This window comes from Curtobacterium sp. BNK-1 (assembly GCF_048685235.1).
Taxonomy (GTDB): domain Bacteria; phylum Pseudomonadota; class Gammaproteobacteria; order Enterobacterales; family Enterobacteriaceae; genus Pantoea; species Pantoea agglomerans.
In genome coordinates this window covers 1,441,742-1,463,243 of sequence record NZ_JBLQTJ010000001.1, presented here as the reverse complement: position 1 = coordinate 1,463,243, position 21,502 = coordinate 1,441,742, and the positions used below count along the sequence as shown (strand labels likewise).

At 46.1% G+C, this 21,502-nt stretch carries 18 protein-coding genes; 3 read left to right on the top strand and 15 right to left on the bottom strand.

The genetic code is table 11. From position 1 onward, the window contains the following. Window positions 1–182: 182 nt before the first annotated feature. The 3 genes from pth to ACMGGP_RS06945 all read left to right on the top strand — a co-directional run bounded on the left by pth (window position 183) and on the right by ACMGGP_RS06945 (window position 3,255). Window positions 183–770 carry an aminoacyl-tRNA hydrolase gene (gene pth, locus ACMGGP_RS06955; protein ID WP_062757497.1) on the top strand — a complete coding sequence of 196 codons (588 nt, stop codon included), beginning with the start codon at window positions 183–185 and terminating at the stop codon, window positions 768–770. A 108-nt stretch (window positions 771–878) separates the two neighbouring features. Continuing rightward, window positions 879–1,970 carry a redox-regulated ATPase YchF gene (ychF, locus tag ACMGGP_RS06950; protein WP_010245885.1) on the top strand — a complete coding sequence of 364 codons (1,092 nt, stop codon included), beginning with the start codon at window positions 879–881 and terminating at the stop codon, window positions 1,968–1,970. A gap of 568 nt (window positions 1,971–2,538) precedes the next feature. After that, window positions 2,539–3,255, top strand: a complete 717-nt coding sequence (locus tag ACMGGP_RS06945) for a hypothetical protein (RefSeq protein ID WP_498798303.1) — start codon at window positions 2,539–2,541, stop codon at window positions 3,253–3,255. Window positions 3,256–3,335: 80 nt separating this feature from the next. Here ACMGGP_RS06945 and ACMGGP_RS06940 read toward each other — a convergent pair whose 3' ends face one another. From ACMGGP_RS06940 to ACMGGP_RS06870, 15 genes are all read right to left on the bottom strand, one after another. Then, window positions 3,336–5,054: an AIPR family protein gene (locus tag ACMGGP_RS06940; RefSeq protein ID WP_498798302.1), complete on the bottom strand. Its 1,719-nt coding sequence runs from the start codon at window positions 5,052–5,054 to the stop codon at window positions 3,336–3,338. A gap of 630 nt (window positions 5,055–5,684) precedes the next feature. After that, window positions 5,685–5,927 (bottom strand): hypothetical protein, encoded by a 243-nt coding sequence (locus ACMGGP_RS06935; RefSeq protein ID WP_498798301.1) that lies wholly within the window; start codon window positions 5,925–5,927, stop codon window positions 5,685–5,687. Between the two features lie 103 nt (window positions 5,928–6,030). Further along, window positions 6,031–6,246 carry a hypothetical protein gene (locus ACMGGP_RS06930; RefSeq protein WP_064691221.1) on the bottom strand — a complete coding sequence of 72 codons (216 nt, stop codon included), beginning with the start codon at window positions 6,244–6,246 and terminating at the stop codon, window positions 6,031–6,033. Window positions 6,247–6,568: 322 nt separating this feature from the next. Continuing rightward, window positions 6,569–6,880 (bottom strand): hypothetical protein, encoded by a 312-nt coding sequence (locus tag ACMGGP_RS06925; protein ID WP_498798300.1) that lies wholly within the window; start codon window positions 6,878–6,880, stop codon window positions 6,569–6,571. A 418-nt stretch (window positions 6,881–7,298) separates the two neighbouring features. Further along, window positions 7,299–7,421 carry a hypothetical protein gene (locus ACMGGP_RS06920; RefSeq protein WP_498798299.1) on the bottom strand — a complete coding sequence of 41 codons (123 nt, stop codon included), beginning with the start codon at window positions 7,419–7,421 and terminating at the stop codon, window positions 7,299–7,301. A 276-nt stretch (window positions 7,422–7,697) separates the two neighbouring features. Further along, window positions 7,698–7,961: a hypothetical protein gene (locus tag ACMGGP_RS06915; RefSeq protein WP_052271745.1), complete on the bottom strand. Its 264-nt coding sequence runs from the start codon at window positions 7,959–7,961 to the stop codon at window positions 7,698–7,700. Window positions 7,962–8,610: 649 nt separating this feature from the next. After that, the gene (ssi4, locus tag ACMGGP_RS06910; protein WP_498798298.1) at window positions 8,611–9,192 is read right to left on the bottom strand and encodes an immunity protein Sip4; all 582 of its coding nucleotides are present in this window, start codon (window positions 9,190–9,192) and stop codon (window positions 8,611–8,613) included. Further along, entirely contained in the window at window positions 9,192–10,154 is a 963-nt protein-coding gene (ssp4, locus tag ACMGGP_RS06905) for an Ssp4 family T6SS effector (RefSeq protein ID WP_307617969.1), read from the bottom strand. Before ssp4 ends, ssi4 begins: the two co-directional genes overlap by 1 nt. A 453-nt stretch (window positions 10,155–10,607) precedes the next feature. Next, a complete protein-coding gene (locus ACMGGP_RS06900) occupies window positions 10,608–11,078 on the bottom strand; it encodes a hypothetical protein (RefSeq protein WP_235765019.1) in 471 nt (156 codons plus the stop codon). Next, window positions 11,075–15,463 (bottom strand): RHS repeat-associated core domain-containing protein, encoded by a 4,389-nt coding sequence (locus ACMGGP_RS06895; protein ID WP_498798297.1) that lies wholly within the window; start codon window positions 15,461–15,463, stop codon window positions 11,075–11,077. Before ACMGGP_RS06895 ends, ACMGGP_RS06900 begins: the two co-directional genes overlap by 4 nt. A gap of 3 nt (window positions 15,464–15,466) precedes the next feature. Continuing rightward, on the bottom strand, window positions 15,467–15,907 hold the full coding sequence (locus ACMGGP_RS06890; protein ID WP_163637191.1) for a DcrB-related protein: 441 nt from the start codon (window positions 15,905–15,907) through the stop codon (window positions 15,467–15,469). A gap of 17 nt (window positions 15,908–15,924) precedes the next feature. Beyond that, the gene (locus tag ACMGGP_RS06885; RefSeq protein ID WP_425014030.1) at window positions 15,925–16,770 is read right to left on the bottom strand and encodes a hypothetical protein; all 846 of its coding nucleotides are present in this window, start codon (window positions 16,768–16,770) and stop codon (window positions 15,925–15,927) included. Between the two features lie 222 nt (window positions 16,771–16,992). Then, window positions 16,993–17,709 carry a hypothetical protein gene (locus tag ACMGGP_RS06880; protein ID WP_498798296.1) on the bottom strand — a complete coding sequence of 239 codons (717 nt, stop codon included), beginning with the start codon at window positions 17,707–17,709 and terminating at the stop codon, window positions 16,993–16,995. A gap of 426 nt (window positions 17,710–18,135) precedes the next feature. Further along, window positions 18,136–18,915 (bottom strand): Ivy family c-type lysozyme inhibitor, encoded by a 780-nt coding sequence (locus ACMGGP_RS06875; RefSeq protein ID WP_137241378.1) that lies wholly within the window; start codon window positions 18,913–18,915, stop codon window positions 18,136–18,138. Window position 18,916: 1 nt separating this feature from the next. Further along, window positions 18,917–21,502, bottom strand: coding sequence for a type VI secretion system Vgr family protein (locus ACMGGP_RS06870; protein WP_498798295.1), 2,586 nt, complete (start codon window positions 21,500–21,502; stop codon window positions 18,917–18,919).

The following is a 21,502-nucleotide window of genomic DNA, read 5'->3' as shown; positions in this document are numbered from 1 at the left end:
ATAACGTTGCGGAGTGGATCACACATCAGCCATAAATAATTAACTGGCCCTGATTGCAGCCTGTTGATTTCGATAGAAAATGATTAATCACCGTCATGAACCATTTCGATGCTTGTACTTTGTCATCTCGCCCGTGGCGAAGTAAACTAACGCCCTTTCGCGATAACAGCAGGATAATCATTGTGAGCAGCATTAAACTGATTGTGGGCCTAGCCAATCCAGGCGCTGAATATGCCGCCACGCGCCACAATGCGGGTGCCTGGTATCTGGATTTACTGGCTGAGCGCCACAATCAGTCACTGAAAGAGGAAGGCAAATTCTATGGCTATACCGCGCGCCTGGCGATAGCCGGAGAGGATGTACGCCTGCTGGTGCCGACCACCTTTATGAACCTGAGCGGGAAAGCCGTGGCGGCGATGGCGACTTTTTATCGCATCGCGCCAGAAGAGATCCTGGTAGCGCATGATGAACTCGATCTGCCACCCGGCGTGGCGAAGTTCAAGCAGGGCGGCGGGCATGGCGGCCATAACGGGCTGAAAGATATCATCAGTAAAATGGGCAACAACAACAATTTCCATCGGCTGCGCATCGGTATCGGGCATCCCGGCGATCGCAACAAGGTGACCGGATTTGTGCTGGGCAAGCCGCCCGCCAGTGAGCAGAAGCTGATTGATGATGCCATTGATGAGGCGGCGCGCTGCACCGAACTGTGGCTGAAAGAGGATCGTATCAAGGCGATGAACCGGCTGCACGCCTTCAAGCCTGCTTAAACGCCCGAATCGTCGTGATTCCGTGTATAATGCGCGAAATTTTTCAATTCGTCTCCGACAGTCCGCCTTCTGGCGCACTGTCCATCCAGTTATAAAGGGTATCAAACCATGGGATTCAAATGCGGTATCGTGGGCCTGCCGAACGTCGGTAAATCCACTCTGTTTAACGCGCTGACTAAAGCGGGCATCGAAGCGGCTAACTTCCCCTTCTGCACCATTGAGCCAAACACGGGCGTGGTGCCGATGCCTGACCTGCGTCTCGACCAGCTTTCTGAGATTGTTAAGCCGCAGCGCGTGGTGCCGACTACCATGGAATTCGTCGATATCGCCGGTCTGGTAAAAGGCGCGTCAAAAGGTGAAGGTCTGGGCAACCAGTTCCTGACCAACATCCGCGAAACCGAAGCGATTGGTCACGTAGTGCGCTGCTTTGAAAACGACAACATCATCCACGTGGCGGGCAAAGTTAACCCGGCTGAAGATATTGACGTGATCAACACTGAGCTGGCGCTGTCCGATCTTGAAACCTGTGAACGTGCGATTCAGCGTGTGCAGAAGAAAGCCAAAGGCGGCGACAAAGATGCCAAAGCCGAGCTGGCTGCGCTGGAGAAGTGCCTGCCGCATCTTTCTGAAGCGGGCATGCTGCGTTCACTGAATCTGGATGAGGACGACAAAGCGGCAATCCGCTATCTGAGCTTCCTGACCCTGAAACCCACTATGTACATTGCTAACGTCAATGAAGATGGTTTCGAGAATAACCCGTACCTGGATCAGGTGCGCGCTATCGCCGAAGCGGAAGGTTCAGTCGTGGTGCCAGTGTGCGCCGCCGTTGAGTCGGATATCGCCGAGCTGGAAGATGAAGACCGTGACGAGTTCATGGCAGAGCTGGGACTGGAAGAGCCAGGCCTGAACCGCGTTATCCGCGCTGGTTACTCCCTGCTGAACCTGCAGACCTACTTCACCGCTGGCGTAAAAGAAGTGCGTGCATGGACTATCCCGGTTGGCGCGACGGCTCCGCAGGCTGCTGGTAAAATCCATACCGACTTCGAGAAAGGCTTTATCCGCGCCCAGACCATCGCGTTTGAAGATTTCATCGCTTATAAAGGCGAGCAAGGTGCTAAAGAAGCAGGCAAGATGCGTTCAGAAGGTAAAGAGTACATCGTGAAAGATGGCGATGTGATGAACTTCCTGTTCAACGTCTGATTAAAGATTGTTGTCTTATGGGGTTTAACTGAATCTCATGACCATCACAGAATAAATCCACGCTCTTGCGTGGATTTTTTATTTCATAAAGTCTGACTTCATTTCGTAATGACGCAATCATAAATTAGTATATGGATGAGTATTAATTTTTCCATCTTCATTTAAGTGAGTTCAAGAACGGTATTAAAAAAACAAGGCACCGTTATGCTCATAGATAATCAATGCCGCGCTGTCTAGCCGAAAAAAAACCATCGGCTCAAGGATTTCAGCGGCCTCAAACTTGAAATAAAAACAAGTGGCAATTGGGCATGACGCGATCATTTTAAAAAAACAGTAAACCCAGCATGTTTGCGTTGGGTGAGTATCCGACGGTTAAACCTGCCGAGTCTCGCGATAAATGCGAGCAAGCGCGTAAAATAGGGATCTTTCCTTTCAAAGGAAAAATGAATAAAATTTAACCTCACCCTCCAATAGCATTTATTTGTGAGAATAAAATGCAGTAATAAATGACAAGTTATATATTTACAAAATAAAAATCGAAAAATAGCATCTTCTAGGAAGATTTAAAATGAAAAAAATTTTTACACTAGCTTTGAACTGGCTTTTTGAAAAAAAATATAATGTCATTACATTTATAGCATATACGATTATTGCTGCCCTCCTGTTAAAGCAACATATTTACTCTGCTTTTGTATTGATGTTTTTAATCAGCCTAAAAGAAATATACCCCATCAGTAAAAAACTAATAATAATAGCTAAAAGTGCTTTCATGATAAAATTTTACAATATATTCATTTGGTTCATATCTTATATAATATCACTTAAAATATTAAGCTATTCAATTGGCATTAGCGAGGACAAGTTAAAATTTGCACCTTTAATTATGGCAGTACCTGTGTCTATCATATTAGTTTATATACTAATAGCCTTGCTTTCTCTTTTTTTATTATTATCAATCCAGGTCTTAGCTCAACTATCCTTTTTCATGACTACAAATTTAAAAAATAGAATTACAAAATCAGGATATTATATCTTCGCAAATAGATTTTATTTTCTAATGATTTTACTTATTCCCTTCTTAATGGGTGTTGCTTATATTTCACCCTATTTCATAAGGCTGGCGTTGCTTGCAGATTCAACATTCATATCGGACTGTGGTGAAAAAGAGAAAAACAGAAGTTATTTAAGGATTGATGATAAATCATGCCTCGCATTTGATTTAAACTGGTCGGTTATCACTGAAACACCAAAAAAAATAATAATTGATGAAAAAGATAAGCATTAATAATGCTGTAAACTATGTGCTTCTATTTTTGCATGATTTATAATCAGTGGGCTTGATTAAATTAAGCCCTTCCATTGATGTTATCCAAGACTTTCCAATTTTTGTTTAAGAGATAATTCAAGACCTTCCCGGAAGCGCACCTGTATCATTTTCCTTGCATCTGACAAAGATTTATCACCCTCACGGAAAGTGGATATTTCTTCCTCAAGAATACTAATAAGAATATCAACATTACATGATGGGTATTTGCTAATCATATAAACTAAATAATAAATTTTTTGTTCCATAAAAACAACATCTGGTCGATTATAATATGCTGCAATTGATTTTTTATATTTATTAATAATTTCAAGTGATTCGGAAACATCAAAACCATTTAAGAAAAGGTCATCATAATATTTGCTGAAAATGTATTGCTTATGATTTGATGATTTGTCCGGCTCTCCTTTTTTAATCGCTAATAAAAGCTGACCAAATTTCTCCATTGTGATTTGATAATTGTAATTTTTATCACTATCACCTATATCGCCGCTCTTCCTAGAGTAAAGAATGTCATAATTAGATAAATAGTTTTCAATATCGATCTGTTCTGAGCTTAAAGATTTTAGATCGGCTGTAGAAATTGAATTTTGGCTGTTTGTATATTCCGCAATCTTATTTATTGTATTATCATTACCACTAGATGAGAAAATTCTCACAAGAATTTCACATTCATTAAGAATGTCAGTTATATTCTTTTCCGACTCTTTATTAAAGTCGTGGATAGTTCGTAATGTTTGCCCACCATTCAAAACCTGAAAATCATTTATCCTCATCTTTTGTTTTCTGTTACCATTGATACCTTCAGAATGTATTTCCTTAGCTACCATTGTAATTCCATTATTATACATAAATAATTTTGACGGACTATTGCTTAGTGTTTTCTTTATGTTTACATTATACTTTGAGTTCATAACAAAACCACGAACATTATCAAACAAAACACCATAATCTAATTCGGTTTTTGACAAAGGATGTATATCTTCAATATTATAATCATCCCTTAGCGAAGAATTTTTAGAAGTAATTCTTATTAATTCACTCGCTTTCATTCTAACTATATAGGATTTAGAAGATGACAATTCATGTTCAACATAAGGCATAATACAAGTTGAATCAAACAGTATTGATGCACATATTGGCTCTGGCCTTAAAGACATCATATCAGAAATATAATCTAATGATATTGACTTCACTTCAAGATCATATATATCTCTCAATCTATCCAAATGAGGATCGTTTAACCGTATGTTATTACTCTCATTACTTACGGCGTAAAAAGTTATTTTCCATATATTATTGCCATTTAATAACTCTATGATTCTTTCTAACGAATCCTTCACCTTTCCGTTAACACCAGATAGATTTTCAGTTTCAATTGCGTTGAAATACTTTGAACTTATAAAGGGATCATTAATAGCTTGCGTTGATGTTGCGCTAAACTTTTCTCTGTATTTAAAGTTGAAGAGGTTTATCTCTTGATTTTCGTCATCAAACAGGACAGCATCAATACCAAGATCATCATGCCCCACACCATAAACAATATCATTGAAATCAGAATCAATAATACATTGTGAAAGATCAACGATATCCTTTCCTCTGCCAAAAGACTCTAAAATAAAAAGATAGAATCCAATCCTGCGCTTATCAATTACTTTCTCTTCTGATAGTACTTTTTTAATGGGAATCGTTTTTGTAAGAAGGTTATAATACTTCTCACATTTAACATTCAAATTTTTAAAGGTATTTAACCCTGCCATTTTAACCACCTCTATCTATAATAATTGTGTTAATTATACATCTGAAATAAAAATAACATACAATTTATCACTCCACTTTAATGTAGGAATGGAGTTGACACGAAAGCATAAATAATACAGCCCAGAAATTTAGTTGGAAAATAGCAGCCAAATACATGATGGTATCTCTTTCGCTTTTCTGACAAGACCATTCCAGTAATGATATTTCAAGCTTTGTCTTTTTGACAGATATCCGTTTATCGCATTACCCGCCTGAAGCGTTACATCTTCCCAGTCGACGCTCGTTATATGGCTGATAAAATATGATTCAGCAGTTATGTTTTTTATATCATTCAAATAACCGCCTCTACCTAAATTAACAAACCACGGGATATTCTGAAGACGATCTACAGCAGTCCTGGAGATTTCCATCTGTATTTTTCTTCCGGGCAATACTAGTGTCTTCTACCAGTCCGGCGAGAGCTATGCAATGTAAAATTTACTTTAATCGTTGCCTTATCAACGTTCGCAGACTGCCATGATCCTCAATGCCACTCTTTACTTCATTTTTTACGCGTTAAATCGAGAGTCGATTCAGCTAGCCTTATTTACCCTGGCAGATTCAAGTGGCTTTACGCAAAAAATACTCAATCACAAGTTACATTTTCTTGCTCTGGACTGGGACCTTAACATCACTTCATAAGCTTCCAGCCCACTTTGGCGAGCTTTAATAGCCTCCTGTTCACTTATTTCATATCTTATATCTTTATTGCTAATGCCGCCTTCATCAAAGTTGATGTAATACTTACTATTCTCTTCAGTGATGAACATGCCATAGCCACTAAATATAATTTTTTCCATCACCAACACCTTAGCGACACGTTGTATTGTCATAAAACTGGCCTGAGCATCCTGTTATAAGGACAGAAATATAGTATCTTAAGCAAACCTTTCTCATACATTGGAATAAAATTTACGATAAAAATCTTTAAATCCTTCAGGTTTTTCGTGGGACTTTTTTAATCCTGTCTCCTAATGACATAATAACTTCATAGGCATCCTGTTGGCTTTTTTTGATTTTTAGAGCTTCATGCATGCTAATTTCAGCTTCAAGATATTCAGGAACAAGCCTGCCCGAGTCAAACAAAGCAATAAGAATCCCATCCCTGTCTACAAGGGTTATCCCATAATCGCAAAAGATTTGATATTGCATATTCAATACCGATTAATAATTAAAGGGGTCTGATGAACATGTCAGAAACCTGACTGCACTTCTCCGGGCCTGAGCAAAACGCCTGATTGAAGTGCTCTTCGCACCCAGACTTATTTTCAACACCGTCGTTCACATAACGAATAGGTCAGGATGTAAAGCTGCCACATGAGTCTCCATAAGCTTTCCTATGGATGCACGGCGCTATTTTTGCATGCCCTGCCTGACAATATAGAAAACGCAACAGGCTGGAAACACTTTTAACCGCGTTATGGAATGACAGATAGGAAAACATGAAACCGATAATCTCCAGACAAACGATTTGCTATTTTTCCACGTAATCAAGAATCTTAGCGATATTACTCTTTATTGAATCCAGCGGAATATTACGTTTAACCCTCTCATTGTAATCATCATGCCAGAGATGATAATCAGAGAAAGAACCATTTCCGCCATACATTAACCTCCATGTATCACATGCATCCTTACAATAACTTGCTGATTCAACCCCCTGAGAGTCGATAGAAACCCTGAGCTTTTCTATTATTGATAAAACGCCTCTAATCCAGTTACGCTCTCCATCATTGATTAGAATGTTTTTTAAATTCATAAATTCAATTAATAGTTTTTGAGCCATTTCTTTACAATACACTACCCACCTCACAGGCCATGCTTCTGATACCTCAACCCACTCACACGACCGAATTCACAGGCCATTTAATCATTAGTATAACATTCGCATTGCAGGCAGTGAGGGCCGGTATAATTCGCTGCGGCCATTATGATTTATATTAACTTTTACAGCATCAGTAAGCTCGTGATAACCGCACCAGTTGATTAGTTTGCTGATGGAAAGAGAAATGCCAGTCACTCCAGCCATCAATTTTGCCAGTAAAAACGCAGACTATTAAGACTTCTTTTTTTGAATCCACCGTCATGTAGTAGAATGCTCCACCATCGGGCGGTGAAAAAGATGATAAAATTTTGCCCTGCGCATTTATTATAGTGAGTCTTTCAGGCAAACTTTCCTTCTGATCAAGAACAAATATTAAATCTCAGCTTTCATCAACCAACACCTGATCGATTCCTGATAATGTCAATGTAAATTCTTCATCCATAAATCCCCACTGAATAGTGGATTGATCAGCTAACAATGTTAACCCACTGATGTTATTCATTTAAACACTTTTCTTATTGACTGACGACTTATTAGCGAAAAACACATTAATTTTTCCATCAATAAATCAACTTTAACTCTCACTTTTATTCAATGCAAAAAGCACTTATTCAGTATTTAGCCAGGCCATAAATTGACAGCATGGAGCATGGTTAGGTGAGAAAAATTCTGGCATTAATTGCAGCTCTCATTCTCCAAAAATAACCAAAAACCATCAGTAATCATTAAAGCAGAAGATGACCTGTGATGTGAGTGATGAGCCATGATCCGACATGCGTTATTTTTCACTGGACAACTTACCCTTAAAAACATAAATAAGATCAGTCCATTCCTTATAGCTGAAATCACTAATGTAATAATCCCCAAGCCATTTAACGTGGCTACGGGAAATCAAATCATCAATAGCAGATATTCTGTTCTTATCATTCTTTTCCAGTGTACTAATCATTAAAACCATCGAGCTAATCTCACTGGCCTCTTTGTTAAAACCAGACCTACTCAGAATATCGCACACTGTTCGGCTTATTTCTTCGAAAGTCATAATGGTTCCGTTTTTCAACGCAGACAAAGTGGATGACGTGATATTTTCACGCTGCGATTAGCATAATAAGCAATCTACTCTTTGTGTAATGACCTGTTCTGGATTCACCATGCCTGATGCGACGCTCCAGTGGATCGTAGCGGAAGCTCACCTTCGTGCATGGCTTATTGCGGCCCCACGGTTCGCTGAGGAAGTTCGTCAAACGGTGCTCACCATTGTAACGGTAGTATTAGTGGGGCTGACCATGCTACTTCCCGGTGGTACGCCCATGGAAATTATATTGCAAGCGGATATTGTTTCGTGCGGTTATGGCGGAACCAGCCTTGCAATCCAGCGTGTTGCCTGCATTGTCCCATCGCAATTGCTCACAACTCAGCTGCGCGTCATCATAAGGCAAACAAACAACCGGTATTATCGTAGTTCCATAATGTCTGTTGAAAGGATATCGTCGCGCTCTTCGAGTTTGAGGTTGTTAGCGTAATCGTAATAACGCTAATGAAACCTGCATATCGCAGAGCTATCCTCATCATCAATACTTACAAGGGGGTAACTTGCATCTGGCTTTTGGTTTCAGTTTGAGAGAAAGTGGATGAAGACCAGAGTCGCGGAATGGGTATTCCGCGATAACAGTACTACAGATCAGTATGGGTTATTTCATGCGACCCTGCCGGGCGACGCTGGCGAGGCGTTGTGTCCGGCAGTAAATGGCAAAAAGGATGAAAGCCTGCCCGTTAAGTATCCAGCGAGCCCCCACCAAAGCCGCGAGTGCCAGAAGCAGCCACAGACCCGAGTGGCTACCCGTAACTACGCTGTAGCTCAAGAGTAAAACGGTCGATATAAACAACATCGCACAGACGTAAGCCAGCCCCGCCACACCGGCTGTATGGCCTCGCGCAAGCAGGTAACTGGCCGTGAGTATCGCGCCAATAACGACGATTGAGGGAACAAAAAAACTCAACGCATGTATCTGTGGACTGAGCGGAGGTAAAGCGTGCAGAAACGTCAGCAAATTAAATGCAAATGAAACCAGCAACAGCATCAGCACTATCGCAACCGGGAAGCCGTTTTGCCTGGGAAGCGACTCAGCAGGCTGTTTAAAATAACGTTCAAGCTCTGTAGTGGAACGGGCAAGTATCGAATTATCCTGCCGTGCGATTAGCTGATCTATTTCGCGACCATGTTGCAGTAGTTCAGTGATATTTCGCCCGACAAGCCATGATAGAAATTGCATTAAAATACCGCCAGTGATTGAATTGTCCCCACAATATAGCGCCCGGAGCGTGGCACATTACCTGGAGCAGCAATGATACCACTGACAGCACTGCCTGCCACAGCAGCTGCGCTCGTAACGACCTGCGCGAGTTGCTTAACAAGTTCTTTTTGCACCGACTCTACAGGGAAACGCTTTGGATAAAGTCCTGCACGGATGGCGGCTTTAAGCTCTTTATTACTTATACCAGGGTTTTGTGCCTTAATGATTAATTCAGTAAGGCGAGCCCGGTCCTGCCTTGGATAGTTCCGGAGCCACTCCGTTGCTTTTAAAGAAGAGACTGATTTCATCGCTCGCCATGTTGCAAGGGCTTCTTTTAACGCACCGCCCACACTGGCTAGTGAAATAAGGTCAAGAGACGTTGAAGTGGCAACGTACCAATCCTGAGAGTCCAGCCACGCTACGTTTTCACCACCATTTTCGACGAGATCATAAACCCGGTAAATACCATTGACACATTGCACGCCTGTTGCGGCAGCGCCAGCATAACCAATAGCAACAAGCACGCCGCTACTGCCAGCGGTTATAGGCGTTGCTGAAGCGCCGATAACCGCTACACCAGCGGTGATAATCATTGCACCACAGGAAAGCACGGTCGAGGCAATCTCCGTTCCCATTGAGGTTACGCTTACGGCTTCACTAAGTGACTTGCCCGTATTAGACGCTGTGGCTTGCTTAGGCGTTTTGGTCACAATCAGATGTGTAACGATACCACTTTGACCATTGGGATGACGCTGACCAGGCCGAACAAGATAACGCTGTGCGCCATCTGCATAGATGATGCCAGCCTGATAAAACTCCCGAGTACAATCCATTGCTGCACCCAGCGCTTTGAAATCAAAATCAGGTGCCCCATAACCGGTCATCCTGGCGATGTCATAACCCGGTAAGTTATTCTCGGGATTTATTCCTGGCAGGTTCATTTTATCTCCTTATAGGCTCAAACTGATGAAGAGAGAGTTCTTAAAAATTGAAATTTGGAATGCAGGCCCAGTCATTACCGCAACAGGATTACATATCAATAAGCATGTAATACGCTAAAAAAGCATCATGTTTTAATTAAACAAAAGAACAATAGTTATTCTACTTAACCTTTCACCAAGGACATATAATAGCAGAACCACACTCCATCATAAAAAACCTTTAAAATAAATTGACATCAAAAATAACATTATTCAGGCGGTAGTCACCATAGTAGCAATAGCGCTAACAGGCATGCCCGTCATCTTTTTCAATCGTTCGTCCTTGAATATCGTAGTGCCTGCAGGCATTTATAATCCTTACCAAGATTAATAGTTAAACCTTAACGCCCTACATTATAATTTTCTGCAATAGCACTACGCATTAATATATTAACAGGGTGATTAACTTTAAATTTATCTCCACTCAATATATATCCCACACGTAAATGATCTTTCATTAGACTGTACTGTCATCTCACCCCATGAAAATTCCCAAACATGACCATAAGGAGGATCTTTTAATTCACCCTTGTAATTATTTGGATACTTTTTCATCATCCACTCATACAATCTTTTCTCTTCATCAATTAAAACGTTTAAATTTGCTCTTTTTTCCCAATTATTAATGTTTTTATAAAAATAACCAGTTTTACTGATCAGGAACACGCTCTTATTAATAGAAAAAATAGCAGGCCTAAATTGCACATGGAACGGTTCATTGTGCCACATGACATTTTTTGCAGAAAAATAATATTCCCCTACACTTATAAGATCATCAGATGATTTAAAAAACGAAGAATTAATAAATTTTTCGTAAGAAGAAAGTTCTATTTTACTTCCATCTACAAGCAAAGCACCATTCTCTTCTAAAATCATTTTTTTCATATATCAATTACTTTTCCAGGTTTCAGTTTAAGCCGAGCCTCTTCCGGTATATAAAACTGTAGCCCCCCTCCTCGACCATACTGAGCATTAGCTTCAGCACGTCCTCTGGCTACATATATATCTTCGGTAACGTAGTAAGCTCTCACCTTTGAACGCATTGTAAATGCTGGGTCTAGCATAACTTGCAAAGCTTTATGATAGCCAAGTGGATCACCTTTATACTGCCTGACTGTAGGATGGCTTACAGTATAAGCAGGTAACCGATCTCCATTAGGATGAAGAGCATAAAGTATCGTCCCTTTTTTTATAACCGTATTCTCATAAACATCGATGCCTGGATAATCTCTATTCCCTGGCCCCTGCCACTTCGTCGCTTCTTTCGCAGGGTCTTTACACTTCATCAAACCCCATGGATCCACCCAACCCAGCGCGTTCGGCGCATACTGGTAGAGGTTGATCCCGCCCGCCAGCCCTATCGGGTCCTGCTGGGTAAATCGTCCGCTGTCCGGATCATAATATCGAAACAGATTGTAGTGCAGTCCTGTTTCCCGGTCCAGGTACTGGCCCTGCATACGCAGGTTCTGCTCCACCACAGGAACACGCTGGCTGGACTCGCGCAGCAGCTTGCCCCAAGGGCTGTTAATTCCTTCCCAGGCTTTTTGCCCTTCACCGTCAGTCAGCAGCTCCGGCATTCCGTTGGCCGCATTATGGAACCAGTAAATCTCTGGGCTTTCAACACCATCAATACGGGCCAGCGGCTCATAGCTCTGACTGTCGCTGTAAACGTAGGTCAGCGGGATCCCGTCGTGGATTTCCTGCAGCAGGCGGTAGCCTTCCCACACAAAGCGCGTCGTGACGGCGTTCCCCGACGGTCTTCCCTGCAACAGCTGCTGGCTGGTTTTACTGATGCGGCGCCCAAGCGGATCGTAGCGGAAACTCACCTTAGTGCGCGGCTTATTACGGTCCCGTGGCTCGCTGATGACGTCCGTCAGGCGATGCTCACCATCGTAGCGATAACGCCAGCGGGTGTGCCCGTCATCTTTCTCAGTGGTACGGCCATGAATGTCATATTGCCAGCGGATACCGTTCAGTTCGGTGACACGGTTGTGCAGGACATGTGCGGCAGTATGGCGATCCAGCGGGTTGCCTGCGCTATCCCAGCGCCACTGTTCATTACCCGGCTGCGCACCGTCCTGAGACAACAGCCGCCCGGCGTTATCGTAGTTCCATAATGTCTGGCTGAAAGGATTATCGTCGCGCTCTTCACGGATCAGGTTGTTGCCGTAATCGAATTCGCGTCGGCGGGACCAGACGCGCGGTGCAGGACGCTGTGAGTCACCCTTAAACACGTCACGGCGGCGCAGTCTGCCTAAGCGATCGTACTCACTGCGCATGGTCAGGCCGCCCTGCGTCCGGCTCAGCTCCCGATGCAGTGTATCCCGGGTAAATTCCGTGACCGGCAGGTTGTCTAATGCGATGCTCAGCAGATGCCCGCTACCATAATAAAGCTGCTTCAGGTTGCGGCCATCCGGCAGCGTCAGGGCAGTGCAGTTGCCCAGCGCGTCATACTCCCACGCCAGTTCGCCCTGCTCCCCCTGCTCAGCAACGATGCGGCCCAGCGCATCATACTTAAAGGTGATCTCCTGCTCGGCCTGCTGGCTCCACTCGGTGTCAGACAGCGGCAGATGCTGCGACACTTTGCCCAGTTGCCCCCCACCGCTGTAGTGATAGCGCGTCTGGCCTTCCGGCGTGGATCGCGCCAGCAGTTGCCCCGCACGGCTCCAGTGATAGCGATGGGTAATGGACTGAGGATGTCCGGCGGCAAAGGTGCGTGATACCGTGCGGCCCGCCGCATCATAGTCATATCGTGTGGCAACGCCATCCAGCCCGACCTGGGCCAGCAACAGAGAATCTGCGCCCCACTCGAACTGATACTGCTCGCCGTTCTCATTTTGCAGCGCCGTCAACCGGCCACGGCTGTCCCAGCTTCGCTGAACCGTCTCACCCTGCGCATTACGGTTGGCGATCAATCGCCCGACATTGTCGTAACGGAATTCACTGCGCTTGCCATCAGCCGATTCATAGGCCAGCGGCAGTCCGTTTTCACTCCAGTGCAACCGCTCTTCCCATCCTTCTGCGCGTTCCAGCTGAAGAGGACGGCCTGCTGCGTCATAGTGATAACGGGTTTCTTCACCATCCGGCGCGATGACACAGCTGAGCCAGCCCAGGGGATGATAACGGTAGCGCGTGGTCAGCCCTGAACAGTCGGTTTCACGGATAACCTGGCCGGCATCATTAAACTCACGGCGGTAGCTATTACCTGCTGCGTCAGTCTCTTCGACAACCAGTCCGAACTCATCCCGCTGATAGAGCGTGCTTTGCCCGAGCGCATCAACAACGCGTTCAAGGCCGTGATGGGGATCGTAATAGTATTTCGTTGTGGAACCGTCTGCTCCGGCAACAACCGTGGGCAGCGAACGGTGTGACAGCCATTGCACCGCCTGCACACCACCGTCAGCATCCTTCTCTTCAACACGGTTGCCCAGATCGTCATAGGTGAAGCTCACCGCGTTGCCCAGCGGATCGATGCGACGCGTCAGGAGTTCGTTTTCATCCCACTCATAACGCCATTTCTCACCACGCTCATCGATAAAACAGGTGATGAGCCCCGCGGCATTCCAGTGGTGTTCGCGCTGCTGACCGTCATAGGTCGACACGCGCGTGATGCCCGCCTCAAGATCGTAATGCATGTGGCAGCCATCACCGCTGTTGGTGCGGTTTTCTACAACGCGCCAGTGATCCAGCTTCTGCCAGCGATATTCACTCTCCAGCCCGCCCGGCAGTTGGTGCCAGACCATTAACCCTTCGTCGTTGTAACGGAAGCGTCGTGAGACAACGCCTGCGGCATCAGTAACGCTGGCAAGCTGGCCCCGATCATTGTAGGTCCAGCGTGCTAATGACCAGTGCTGATCGCCATCAAAATGGCTGGCTGATGTCGGACGCCGCGCGTGCTGTTTGTCGTCGTAGTGCAGCGTGACGTCAATCGCCAGCGGCGCGTCATGGATACGCACCAGGCGGGCCTGTTCATCCCAGCCCATCTCCAGCGCATTACCGTACTCGTCGCTCAGTGAAGCCAGGCGCAGCACCTGCGGATCAGCGGCCGTGCGCCTGTAAAGACGCCATACCGCACCGTCATCATCGGCAATGGCGATATCGCCAGACTCGTTGCGGCGCACCATCAGCCCTTCGCTGATGCTGTAGAGCACCTCTTTTTCACCGGGAACGTCAAAACTCAGTTCGCGCCCGTTGTCATCAAACCAGGTCGCCCGATTCCCTTCCAGCGTCAGGTAGCTGTCAAACACCGTGGCCCAGCTCTGACCAAACAAGCCAGCGCGCTGAGTCAGACTGTTATAGCTGCGCTGAAAACTGAGCGGGAAACGTCCTGGAAGGGAAAAATCGCGCTCGGCATCATCATTAAGGACTTTGACGCCGGTCGCCGCATGAACCGGAAACAGCGACGAGAAGGCCGCATTGATAGCCATGTCCGCCGCCATACCGCCCACGGCACCGGCCAGCGCGCAGGGCATGTTTTTGATGATCTGACTGGGGCGACCACGGATGAGGGAAAGGCCGATCATCATCACGGCCAGACCTGGCACCTTGCCACTTTTGATCTCTCTGACCGTGACGGTTTCACCACCAATGATGACATTGGGGGAAACATCGTCGCTCACGGTGGCGTCACAGGTGGTTTTATCCTTTGCGCGCACTGCAGGCTGGCCATTGATAAAGACGCTTTTCGATCCCTGAGCCAGATATTGCGGTGCGCTGTGTTTTTCACAGGCCACTTTGTCCTGCTCCAGCGGAGAGGTGCCCGCATCGGCGGAGGCTACCGTGGGCTGCCACATTGCACTGCCAAACTGGCCGACCGCAGAGAGCAACATGCCGCCATAGTCGGCGAAGCTCTGCGGCGATTGTGGTTCCGGTGGCGGTGTCTCGCCGGGCGTGAGCATCCCGGCCGCGCGTGCGGCTAAAAGACCATTAACGTAGACATTCACTGATCCAGTGGCGATTACTCCGGCAGGTGACGGCGGGAATATCATGTTTCCCAGCCCATCGGCCGCTTTGCTGATCTCCTGTGACAGACCAACGGCATTGGCCAGTACACCACCCAGAATACCGCTGAGCAGGCAACTGTTACCCACGGCTGCTACACTCGCCGCTGCCGCCCCTGTGCCCAGCAGAGGCGCTGCCGAGACGATAGCAGCACCCACTGCGGCACCAATGACGGCATAGGCCGCACCTTCCGCAACAATGCTTGTGATATCAGCGAAAATGCTGGAGTGAATGATCTCGTCGCCCACGCGGGCAGCAGGGTTATCCATAGGTTATGCTTTCCGTGGATTGTTCAGACTCAGGCTTTGTTTAAATGCACTCCAGCGCTGTCCATCCTCTTCATTGAATGGACGCATGGCTGATAGCGTAAAAATCATTAAGATGTTCGAGTCAGGCACCTGTGTAGCCAGCTGTTTCTGCCACACGGCTTGCCCGTTACGGTCAAATACGGTTTCAACTTCTACCGCGTGTAATGTGTTATCCACACCTGCCATCAAACGTACAAATTCAGTCTGCTGGATATGGCCCATCTGACTCCGCAATGTGTCCCACTGACGCTGGAACTCTTTTTCCGCATCACTGCCCTCAGAAATAACACCACGGCTCACAACCCAGGCCAGCCCACTGGCTTCATCGCGGAGAATATTCATGGTGGTGTCCTGCCAGGCAGCAGGAAAAAGCGCAAAGGCGCCCTCATTGAACTGATAATTCATATTGGGTGTCCGTTTTATTAATTGTTTGTGGCGGGTGGAATCAGGCTATGGTATTCGCCATCAACGTTATCGGCATTAGTGAGTATCTGTGTATTATCACGCGCAACTTTAATGTCGAAAAGTCGATGCGTAATATCAGGATCGCCACCGCAACTGTCGTCGTGATTATCTTCACGAACCGTAATGACAAAGAAACTTTCATCACTGCTGTCGTCAAGATCATATCGCAGGCATTTCTCATCGAGGGTGGTCAGTTGCCAGGTATGAATTGCTTCGGTTGCAGCGCTGATAGCCTGGTCAGCGCTGATTTCGCTTTGCTCTGCACCCATATCTGTTTTCAACATGATGCAGCTGACTTTTCCCTGGTCAATCTGGAACATCAACTGTTTCCCGCTCGACTGGTAGACAAGCCAGTGCTGATTATCACTGTTATCTTCTTTTCCGGGTCCATAGGCTTGCTGAACCTGTTCCAGGCTATCGCCTACCTTTATATTTCGGGACGTCGGAACATTGGCATTTTCCAGTAGGATCTCAGCCAGAACCGTGTGGCTGGCATCTCCAGCCGCCGCAGCGCTGAACAACTCAAAGCCGTCATAGCTATGCTGGAAGTAGTTGTACTGCTGGTTATTGATAGCCACTTCTCCGGCCAGAACTGAACTCAGAGCCTTACCAGCCCGTATGAAGCTTTCATTGCTCCATGTGTCTCCGGGAGTGAAAGCATAGTCGTTTAGCAGAACGGAAAAATCGCCCTCGTTAAGAGCAGGAACGGTCAATTCCGTGCTGGATTCAGCCCTGGCAATGCAGGATAAAACCATGAGGACAGGCACAAATATAATGCTGGCGAAATAACGGTTTACAATCATTATGTTTTTATCGGGGGTTGACAATAGAAAACAAGAAGGGTATTTAATCACTAAGAGCAACGTAATTAAAATATTTTAAATTAAAGAAATTACTCACACTTCAACATTATGTGGGGTGGAGAGTACTCATCACCACCCTAATGAAACCCATAACATTATTATAATGTCATTCTTATTAATTGAAATACAGTAAAGATCTCACTTGAGTGATAATGAAAATTATCATTCCCACTTGCCACCTTGCTTAACAAGCGTTTTATTACCCTGTACCACCTTCAATTCAAGCGGATTAAAGCTCACAACATAATCTACACCGCTATTATTGAAAAGCATCCCTTCAGCTTTATTTGAGTTTACAGGCTGCGTAGTTTTACCTTCAAGAGTAATTTGTTTTCCATCTTTATTTCTGAGGCCTATGTATTTAACCTTATCACACACAGTATAAAAATCCCCACAGCTATTCAATAAAGTAATCGTGAAATCAGATGTAGACAAAACCTTCATATCTGATTTTAAATCCCCTTCACTAACATCTTTGTCAAGATTATAGGTTTTTGGCGCATAAAAACCCCCATTCTCAGGGTCTTTGATTAATTTCCATAAAACTTTATTATCTTTAAGTTCTAAATTTGCTTTACCCTTCATTCCGCCAAATGAAGAATCAAATTCAACCAAAGCATTTTTACCATTTGTAGTGCCTTTGAGATTGCTGTCATTATCATCAGGGCAATCTATTTTATTTCCGCCCCTTGTCACATAACAATAACTACCCGTTATGTTATTATTATTCTGTTTTAACTTTAATGTTAGAGTGGAATATAATGATCCATTATCATTTTTCTCTTGCCCACTCCACTGACCAGTAAAATTATCAGTAGCAAACAAGGATAATGAAGAAATTGACAACAAAACCGCTAAGCTAAATCCAACTTTATTCATTTGATTAACCTTTAAAATCCAGACAATCATTAACCCTATTAATCCAGCCGTTAAGATTAGGTAAATTTAGAGTTACAGCGCCTGGCTGAGCGAGTTGCCATCACGCTTTTCACAGATTAGGTTATTGTCATAGTCAAAGTTTTCACTTATCTGCGTGCCCGCCTGCTTCTGAGTTTAACTGCTACAATCTTCACCTAAAGCAAAACAATGATGATTAATAATTATACGAAAGTCAGAGGCATTCAGTTCAGTACTGAAATAATCCGCCATTACACAATGAGCATAAAAAATAACAGACAGCAGCACACTTAATCGAAAAATAAATTATATTTAAGATCTGCCACTTTAAAAATCCATTTATATATGATGTGCAAAAATCGTGTGTGATAGTGCGTAAAATTAGCACACCATCACACAGAAATTTAATTACTCGGAATCACTCTTCCATTTTCCGTCTTCAGATAGTACGATTTTATTATTAACAACAACAGTAAGATTACTAATTACATTATTGATAATATAGGTTGCATCATGATTACGGAATTTATAACTCAACACCGGGCAGGATGCTTGATCACAATCACTTTTCATGGCTTTGCCTTTTAATCTGACAACTGCCCCATCTGATTTCCTTACACCCTCATAACTAACGTCATTACACTCCGAACCCACAGGGCAAAGCGACGTTATTCTGATTTTGAATTTTTCCGTCTCGAAAACTTTCTCGCCATTGCTTTGCATTTCTTTTTGGTTTTTAGCAGGAGTAACTGACTGTTCTTTATCAAAACGCTTTGCCCAACTCGCAATATCTTCCTGCATTTTATTATTTGCACGATCATTGCTTACATAATGTATTTTATTATCTTCAGGCAGCATCCATGCAGCATACACTTTACCGTCAGGCTGTATAACAAATGCTGAAGCCTGCTCAAGATAAAGATCTTTTAACCAGCCCTCGACAAATATACCCCCCTTAGCTGTTTTGTGAGGCTCGCCAAATACATCAAAATTCTGGCTAAAGTCACTGTACTCGCTGCCTAAAACAGATTTTAAACTGGAAACGACTTTCTGGTCATTAAAAATAGCTGAAACACTATTCAGGTTATTATACTGAGAATAAGCCGTCTGAGTATCCGATGCTGTTGCAACACCTATTGAGCCACCTGTAAAAACAACCAGAAAAAATAACTTAATAAATAGATTCATTTCATTCACCTGAAAACTTCAAAAATTCAGCAGCTTCATTGGTATAGCGCTTAGTCAAACCGGTTGAATAATGATCCCACCAGTTATATGAAACACCATTTTTCACCGTAGTGGTTGAACCATATATAGCCTTGTCATAATTCAATCTGGCGCTGACAAGGTCATTTTGGAATTCAGAAGAACCCATTTTTTCAACATAGTCAATAGATTTTTCAGTGAGTTGTGAAGATTTGACGATATCATCACCACTCATAGAATTGAGTATAGCCTGAGCACCTCCCACTCCTCTCATGTGTGCTAATGACATAACGGCTGCTTGTTTTCCTGGATCACTAAAATTAAGCGCCCCGGCTTTTTGGGCTGTCTGGTTCATATATTTTGACACCACCTCAAATTCTTCATCACTCCCCTGACCATACTTCTTCCTGGCGGCTGCGATATCTTTATATGCAGGCCCAAATCCTTTTCTGAAACCGTACATTTCCGGAACACCGCCCTGTTCACCACCCGCTCCTTCTGACTTCATAATTGATCGAACAACACTGTCATCAAGTTTCTTAGCGTCATCCGAATTAGCGGTTTGTTTTAACGGTGCAGCCGCCCCTTTCGCCGGTGCCGCCGCAGCTTTTGGCGCAGCCGGAGCCGCCTGTCCTTTCTGCTTCGGCGGGAACAGATTCTCTACGGCCTGGCTGATATTCTGTTTATGACTGGAGCCCGGTGCGCTTGTGCCCGGCTTCGCGCCATCCGTGTTCAGGTTCAGTTTGCCGCCAGAGGTGGTGATATGACCATCACCCTGCACAAAAATATTGAAGCCCTTGCCCACAATATTGATCTGACCATTCGCATTAAGTTCGATAGCACTCTCTCCGCATTCAAGGCGAAGTTTGGTGCCCGAACCCACTACATAGGTATCGACCACCGCATCGAGTTTGCCCTTACCGGTCAGCCGCTCTTCGCCCCCTTTTACACCGTGGACACGGTTGGTTTCGACACGGTAGAGCTCATTGCCGCCCGCGTAATGGCTGTGATTGTTGGCGACTGAATGGCTGGCGTCATTTTTAACATGCGTATCCATGTTCTTCTGTGCCTGAATCCACAGATGTTCCTCACCCGACTTATCCTCAAACCTCAGCGCGTTCGCGGTGTCCGCCGTGCCATCCTTCGACCGGCTTAAAAAGCCCATCTGCGTCGCCGCTGCCGGCAGCGCCCACGGCGGCATGCTCGCCTCGTTGTAAACCCGGCCGATGATCAGCGGACGATCCGGATCGCCGTTGATGAAGTCCACCACCACTTCGTCGTTCACTCGCGGGATCTGCACCCCGCCAAATCCCTGGCCCGCCCAGGCGCTGGAGACGCGCACCCAGCAGGAGCTGGTGTCATCGCCCTTCGCCAGCCGGTCCCAGTGAAACTTCACCTTTACCCGGCCGTAGCGGTCGGTCCAGATCGACTCGCCTTTGGGTCCCACCACCTTCGCGGTCTGCGGGCCGTGCGTTTTCGGCCACGCCGTTTCCGGCGGCGTGCGGTAGGTCACTGACGACGGCAGCACCGTGAAGTGGATGTTGTGACGGCTGTCGCCGGTGTCGCCGCTGGCGTAACTGTTTTCGGCAAAGTCATAGGTCGCCGAGGTCACCAGATACTCGCCGTTGTCGCTGAAGTGCGGCGCGTTGATGATCGAGAAGGTAAAGCCCGGCGCGATGCCGGTGGCCGTGCCCGACCCGCTGACGCTGTGGTGCTCGGCCTGCCACACCTCCTGACGGATGCGCGCGTAGGACTCGCCGTGGCTGTGGTCGACAAAATGGCCCGGCCAGTCATAAACGTCCACCGAGCCCGGCACCGGCGACGCCGGGTTCTGCCGCGCCTGCAGCATCCAGGCGTTCGGCTTGCGGAAGTCATAGTCGTCGGTGCTGTAGATGCCCGGCGTCACGCTCTCCGCCAGCGACCACTGGCTGATGCCCTCTTCAGTGACGACGCCGCCCGACGGGGTGACGTGATAGGCAATGGTCTCATAGCCCGGAAACGCCTGATGCTGATCCGGCGCGTCGCACAGCACCAGCGTGTGTCTGTCCGCCTCGTGGCGGAAGAAGTAGTAAATCCCCTCCAGCTCCATCAGGCGGCTGATAAAGTCCAGGCTGCTCTCCTGATACTGCACGCAGTACTCCCACACCCGGTAGCTGCCCGCCAGGCGCGTCTCCACATTGACCCCGTACTCCTTCAGCAGCGTCTGCACAATCTGCGGCACCGTCTGGCTTTGGAAGATGCGCAGGTTGCGGTCGCGCTTCATCGGCCACAGGTCCGGCTCGACCGTCAGCTCATAGACCGCGTAGCGGGTGCCGCTCAGCTCCTGGCTGCGCACCGCCACCCGGGTGATTTTGCCGTTGAGGTAGCGCGGGCTCAGCGCGTTCATCAGGCCATCGGTCGGCAGCGTAAACGTCACCGGCTTCCCCAGCAGGGCGTGGCGGTCGATGCGCGCGTCGGTGGCCAGCAGTTCAGCGGTGAGCACAAACGGACGGGACAGCGTCTCGGTGCCCTTAAGCGTATGGAACAGCAGGCCGTCCGCCGGCAGCTGTGCGGTAATGCGTGAGAACAT